Consider the following 6731-nt stretch of genomic DNA (forward strand, 5'->3'; position numbering starts at 1 on the left):
AATCTTATAATAATTTGCAAGAGTTCAACTTATGTCATAGTAAAGCAGATTTGGAGACGATATAATCGTTAATTAACTTGCACTCGTGCATCAATAAAGTAAAAAAGCAAAACTCTTATTACGTAGCTATGCTTATTAGATGATGTATTATGACTAAGAAACGATAGCGAAACAACTATAGTACTTTTTGTACATCTTCCATACACACATAGAAGTACTTAGTTGTGTAGCGTGTTTCGTGTCATAATACATCAGCTAAGAAGCTTGAATACGTAACCCGAGTTTTGCCCTCAAACTTAAAAATGCACGAGCTCATGCAAATTTGCAGTTTGTCTATTCATCGAATTCAACAATGACATAATAACCACGATCTGTTTTTTCGATTTCCTTCACTATTCCAAATTTAGATTTAATACGTTCTCCTGGGCCGATACAGCCTGACATAGCAACTGCTGGTTCGATAATGTAATAATAATGGAACGACTTCTTCTCTAGAACTTCTACCTTATCACCAGCTTTTACAAGATTTTCTCTCTCCATCTTAAATCTAACTTCTCGCATAATTACAAACCTGCTCTTTCCGTAATCTTATACAACTTGAGCTCCTGCCCAATTTAAATCGATACAATGAACATCGTCATCTAGTTGCGGCAATTCTTCCGTTACAATATTCAATACATTTTGATACATTGCTTGATCAATATCAATACCGTCTATATTATCCTCATACATCAATGTGAATTCCAAGCTTCCGCTTTCACTCTTACGATAGAAATAAATATCTTGCATTGTATCATTCTCTACATGAATCTTAGCAAATGTAATTAATTTCAGCAATTCGATTGCTCGGTCATTAAGTCCTGCTTCTAAAACACGTACTTTTTCTACGAAAGTATCTGCTGTTTTGCATAATCGCATGGTAAATCCTTTGAACAATTCCTTCTCGTTTTCCGTGATACAACTTGCATCTGCAGCATTTGGTCGCAAAAATACTACGCATTCTTTCTCAATATTGCAGTAAATGGTTGGATATACTAACTTAACCTTATGCCCACAACTTTCACAATCCCATTGTAAGATAGAAGAGTTCATAACTTCTTCTTTCATATCCGGTCCTATTTGCTCATAACAAGTTATCATATGTTCAGATTTACATTTGGGACATGTGAATTTTATCTTTTTTGCTATACTTTCCATACTTCTCAACTTTCTTTTCGAATATTTTAATCTATTGTGATGTTATTAATTTCCATAATCAAAATCTTACTTAGATGAATTATACTATATTATATCTAAGCAAGCAACCTTACTACTATCATACGTAAGTATCCTACTATCGTATTGTTTGATAATCATACTCAGAAAATCTATGATAGAATGCCCCCATTTGTCCAAAACTAAAACAGTATCTAAACGAATCTAAGGCATAGTCCTCATAGTAAATCACATAATCGAATTCCTCACCCGTAACTTTCTCACAAACAACATTCGGTGATTGTTTCTTGAATACTCCAAGGATTTGTTCAATTGTACAGGAAGGTTCTTTCAATACTTTCATTAAATCTGTTAAGAAAGTACTTTCTTTCTTCTTCTCATAAACATACTTCGTTCCATCTGCTGGAACACCAATGCAAAATCTCTCTTCTTTGTTGCTTAGATGTACTTTTCCTAAACGATCTTTTACCGTTTCACGCCAATCTATTAAAAATTCTTTTGCTTCTACCACGGTAGGCAGTGATAACTTCACCAGATGCTCTAACGAATCCCTATTATAATAGATTCGTATCATTTCTTCTGTATATCCTAATTTCACTTGCCATTCATGAATCGTATCAATAACATTTTTTTCAAGCAGTTGGTATGCTTCCTCCCTAATCATATCACTTTCCATCTTCTTATCTCCTTCATTCATAGATTCTTACCTTATCTATTATTGAACTCACTCTATCACTGTAGACTATACCATTCCATAATATTATAGTATGCTATCCCGCAGGTTCCCGCGCTTGGCACAGGCGGAAATATTGTCATGTCCTTTATTATAACTAGTATAATTAATAAAATCTACCACCTCTATAAAAATGTTTTCTATACGTTACTACATAGTTCATAAACTAACTAACCGATCTATAAAATCTTTCTAAAAAAAGAATACCTCCGTATCAATTTTCAATTCTTCTGCTATACTATATCTTATCATTAAGCTTCAACTAGGATTCCAAAGCTTCATAAGGAGGTGGTACTATGCCAGCTTTTATAACACATTACTTATTCGGAGTTGATATGTATCAAACTCTCACAAATAAAGTACTAAAATCAGTCCTATATCATAATCAAAATGCCTATAAACTTGGTCTGCAAGGTCCTGATATCTTCTTCTTCGATTTACCTCTTATTATCGGACCTTCCGAATTTAATGTAGGAAATCATATGCATGAACATAAAGTATCCCAGTTCTTTCAAAATTATTTAGAAAAACTATCTACACTATCAGGTGAAGAACATGATTGTGGACTTGCTTATCTGTGTGGATTTCTTGGTCACTACTCATTAGATGCACATATCCATCCTTATATTTATTTTAGAACAGGTTATTTACCAGATAATAAAGATTCCAATGCCAGTTCCTTTCGCATACATGGTACTTTGGAATCTCTAATTGATAAAGGGCTATTGTTAGAAAGAAAGAGCTTTACCCCATCAAAATTCTATCCCTCTAAAACTATATCTTTATCTAAGAAAGAAAAATCAATTATTGCAAACTTAATGAATATTAGTATTAACCAAACCTTTCATTCATTCTTAAGGGATACGCAAAAAGATTCTAGTATAACTAGCCCTTCTAAAATTAAACGAGCAATCAATTCCATGAAAATTGAATCTTTACTCTTACACGATCGAACTGGTATAAAACAACGAAATATACGAGTAATTGAAAACTTATTAAAACAAGATCAACTAGTTTCTTCCCTTATTATTCATGATAAGCTTATAGATGATTTAGATGCATTCAATACGTCCAAATCCACTTGGCAAAATCCTTGGGACACCACCATACAATCAACGGACTCTTTCTATGACCTGTACAATAATGCATCCTTCTTTTATCAAGATATCCTATCCCATATGAATACTTATCTTAATAATAAAATTAGTGGTTTTAAGGATTATAAGCTCTTGGATCGCCTAATAGAAGCTATTGGTAACCGCTCCTACCATAGTGGTCTAGATGTGGGTAATACTTAACTCTTATGTATGTTTTGTATAACAATAATAAAGGTAGTGTCTATAATAAACAGACACTACCTTCAACTAACTTTACATCTTCCATATCATGAGTAACCATAATAACAATGTGTTCGTTATCCTTCTGTTCAAGAACTGATTTCATAAAGCGTACAACTCTTTGCTTATTCTCTAAATCAAGCCCTTTCAATGGTTCATCCAGCAAGAGAACATCAAAATCACTAAGAAACGCTCGTAAAATTGCAACTCTTCGTTTCATTCCCCCGCTTAATTCCTTCACTGGTTTATTTTCATTACCTGCAAGACCGACCTCTTCACAAGCAACTCGTACTTTTTCACGGACCTTATCAATGTTATGTTCCATAACATTGTTATGTTTCATAACATTCTTATTTGGTATAACATTGTTATTTGGTATAACAAACATAATATTATCTAAAACGGTATTCTCTTCTAATAGACGATCTTCTTGAAATACTGCTCGTATTCTTTTATTCTTAAGTCCTTCCACTTGCCCGCTATCTGCTTTTACTAAACCCATTAGTATACGAAGCAACGTGGTTTTACCCTTTCCCGATTCCCCCATAATACAATGAATCGCTCCCGCTGTAAAACTACAGGACAAATCTTTAAAGATTACAGTATTTTCATATGATTTATATAAATTCTTAACATCAATTTGCATACTTTCACCCTTACCTCTGTTGTGCACGTTTTGATAATCTAAGATAACATTTTTCCAGTATGTATAAGAAGATTTTCTCAAACAGAATACTAATTACCACGATTACGACCGTCCATGCAAACAAGTCAGGAGTGTCTAAGTAAATCTTTGATTCATACAATTTTTCCCCAATTGTACCATCTGGGATTCCAATTACTTCAGCAGCTATACCAGATTTAAAACTAAATCCGATTCCAACCTTACATGCGGTATAGAAAAACGGCCAAATTGCTGGTATATACAGATATCGTATTCTTCTAAGTAAAGACACTTCAAACACCTGTGCCATCTCAATTAGATTCCTATCTACACTTTGAATCCCATGTAAAATATTCGTATACATAATCGGTAACACCATTAGAAATACAATAAAAATCGATAGTGTTCTTGAAGATAAGAATACTAAGCATAGTATAATAAATGAGGCTACTGGAATTGCTTTCATTACTCCAAATAGAGGTTGCAAGAATTCTTCTACTCTTTTATTCCAATTACCAAGTATCGCAAGTACTATTCCTAGTATCGTTGCAAGTAAAAAACCCAGAATAATACGGGACATAGAATATAGAATCGTTTCAAAGAAAGACCACTCTCTCATAAGCTCTAGGAGTCGGTTGGCAGTAGAAATAGGAGATACTAAAAGTATCCCCGCATTAAGTAACCTACTTGCTAAACCCCAAATTAGCAACCAAGCAATAATAGCCCATAATTTAATTGACTTCTTTTTGTTCCCTCTTTTATTACTATTATCTCTTATAGTAGAAAACATCATCTGGTAATGTTCCTCCAACTGACTTTGGGTTCTGTTCAAATAAAACATTGTAATATCCACTTAATTTTGTCCTCATCTCTTCTCCTTCGATAAAGACAATATTACAATATGGTAATGCAACCTTTGCAACTGCTGCCGGTATAATGTCTTGTTCTTCTATCATACCCGCTGCTTCTTCTATATTAGAATTCACATAATTAACGGAATCTTTATAGGAGTCTAAGAACTTGTTAACAAGCTCCTTATGCTCCTCTAAGAACTGCGTTCTAACTACGATTGCACCTGTAACGAGTGCACTCTTATCTTCCCCAGTTTGTAACTTATCCCATTCCTCGTTCATATCTAGCGCTATCCGAATCTTGTCATTCTTCGTCTGAGCACTTGTAACAAAAGGCTGTGGTAACATAGCGATTGCATTCTCTTCACTAGCCAGTACTGCGACACATTCTGCGTGTTCTGATTTATATTCAATGGTAACATCTTTTTCAGGATCTATCCCATTCTCTTTCAAGATATAGTTAAGGGTATATTCCGGTGTAGCGCCTTTTCCACTGGTATAGATTGTTTTTCCTTTTAGATCAGATATACTTTGAATGGATTCACCATTTTCAACTATATACAACACACCTAATGTATTAATCGCTAAAACTTTCACATCACCTTCTGTGTTATTATATAAAACTGAAGCGAGATTAGCTGGAACAGCAGCTATATCAATATCACCTTTTACTAACAAAGGAGTTATCTCATCTACTGCTGCTGCAATTTGGAATTCATAATTATTTGTTGCCTTTGCATCATCCATAAGCTTAACCATTCCCATGGCAGTTGGACCCTTTAATGCAGCAACTCTTATCGCTGTCGTATCTTCAACCGCTGCCTTCTTATTCTGGCAACCTAGTAATGTATTCGTACTTAATATAAGTATTACTAGTAGTGATAATAATTTTTTCATCATAATTTCCTCCGCATCTATAATATCACTCTTCTATTATAGCACGGTAGTCAATTACTAGCATCGAAATCGATGACTTCAAATTGTAATACAAATTTATGCCTTTTTAATTTCTTCATCAACTATATTTTCAAGCTGCTGTAAGAAATCAATTACTTCACATAACAGAGAAGATTTATTGGACATTTTCTCGTTCAAAGTATCTAACTTTCCGCCTAATTTATGTATTACACTAGCGATATCCGTCGTATCATTTGCAATGGATTGAATCTCACCGCTTGCAACTCCAATCTGAGATACAATCTTATTACTAAATTCTTTTACCTCATTGGTACAATCTGTAACTTGTGCAAAATTAGACTTAACATCATTAGCATATGTTAGATTCTCCTGAATTGTGCCTTTTGTTTCTTCAATTTCTTTTTCTAATCCATTTAAGCTGGTATATAGAGCTTGTACTGATTCATCAATTCCTGATACTAATTTTGTCGTAGATGTGGATAACTCACGAATTTGCTCTGCTACAACTGCAAATCCTCTTCCTGCTTCCCCTGCTCTGGCAGCCTCAATAGAGGCATTCAAAGCTAATAGATTCGTATTAGAAGCTATCCCAGTAATATTCTTAGACATCTCCTCGATATTTTTAAAGTTTTTTTCTAAGGCCTGAAATGTATTTGCTATATTTCCTAATTGTGAACAACTTTGTTCAATAAAGTTCGACAGGGCTTCCACCTTATTATCTGCCTCTACTATTGCTTCATCTGACTTTGATAAAATATCATTCACTTGACTAGCATAGGAATGAAACTCTGTGAAGTTTTTATATGTATGATCTATATTTTGGTTAATACTTTCAAATTGTAACGTTGTGGAATCAAATCCGTCTCTAATATCATCCAGATGTCTTGATACCTGCACTTCTTCATCCATAAAATCCTCAACTCGTTTTTCGATGTGCTTGACTCCATATTTAATATGTTTTGCATTTTTATCCTCTTGAGATTTATTTTATAAATTAACTTGATTGTTTTGTA

At 33.8% G+C, this 6731-nt stretch carries 8 protein-coding genes; 1 reads left to right on the forward strand and 7 read right to left on the reverse strand.

Going from position 1 to position 6731, the window contains the following annotated elements; genetic code table 11:
* Positions 1-333 precede the first annotated feature (333 nt).
* From ACW2QF_RS04620 to ACW2QF_RS04630, 3 genes are all read right to left on the reverse strand, one after another.
* Entirely contained in the window at positions 334-561 is a 228-nt protein-coding gene (locus ACW2QF_RS04620) for a hypothetical protein (protein WP_455714826.1), read from the reverse strand.
* A 27-nt stretch (positions 562-588) separates the two neighbouring features.
* Complete coding sequence (locus tag ACW2QF_RS04625) at positions 589-1197, reverse strand: CpXC domain-containing protein (protein ID WP_455714827.1); 609 nt, start codon at positions 1195-1197, stop codon at positions 589-591.
* A 136-nt stretch (positions 1198-1333) separates the two neighbouring features.
* The gene (locus ACW2QF_RS04630) at positions 1334-1891 is read right to left on the reverse strand and encodes a DUF3877 family protein (RefSeq protein ID WP_455714828.1); all 558 of its coding nucleotides are present in this window, start codon (positions 1889-1891) and stop codon (positions 1334-1336) included.
* A gap of 353 nt (positions 1892-2244) precedes the next feature.
* Here ACW2QF_RS04630 and ACW2QF_RS04635 point away from each other — a divergent pair, with 353 nt between their 5' ends.
* Positions 2245-3246, forward strand: a complete 1002-nt coding sequence (locus ACW2QF_RS04635) for a zinc dependent phospholipase C family protein (RefSeq protein ID WP_455714829.1) — start codon at positions 2245-2247, stop codon at positions 3244-3246.
* A gap of 40 nt (positions 3247-3286) precedes the next feature.
* Here ACW2QF_RS04635 and ACW2QF_RS04640 read toward each other — a convergent pair whose 3' ends face one another.
* The 4 genes from ACW2QF_RS04640 to ACW2QF_RS04655 form a co-directional block, all read right to left on the reverse strand.
* Entirely contained in the window at positions 3287-3931 is a 645-nt protein-coding gene (locus ACW2QF_RS04640) for an ATP-binding cassette domain-containing protein (RefSeq protein WP_455714830.1), read from the reverse strand.
* 10 nt (positions 3932-3941) lie between these two features.
* The gene (locus ACW2QF_RS04645) at positions 3942-4742 is read right to left on the reverse strand and encodes an ABC transporter permease (RefSeq protein WP_455714831.1); all 801 of its coding nucleotides are present in this window, start codon (positions 4740-4742) and stop codon (positions 3942-3944) included.
* Positions 4717-5700, reverse strand: a complete 984-nt coding sequence (locus tag ACW2QF_RS04650) for an ABC transporter substrate-binding protein (protein WP_455714832.1) — start codon at positions 5698-5700, stop codon at positions 4717-4719. The genes ACW2QF_RS04645 and ACW2QF_RS04650 overlap by 26 nt, the downstream gene beginning before the upstream one ends.
* Positions 5701-5793: 93 nt before the next feature.
* A complete protein-coding gene (locus ACW2QF_RS04655) occupies positions 5794-6627 on the reverse strand; it encodes a methyl-accepting chemotaxis protein (RefSeq protein ID WP_455714833.1) in 834 nt (277 codons plus the stop codon).
* Positions 6628-6731: the final 104 nt, after the last annotated feature.

This window comes from Anaerosporobacter sp. (assembly GCF_965301125.1).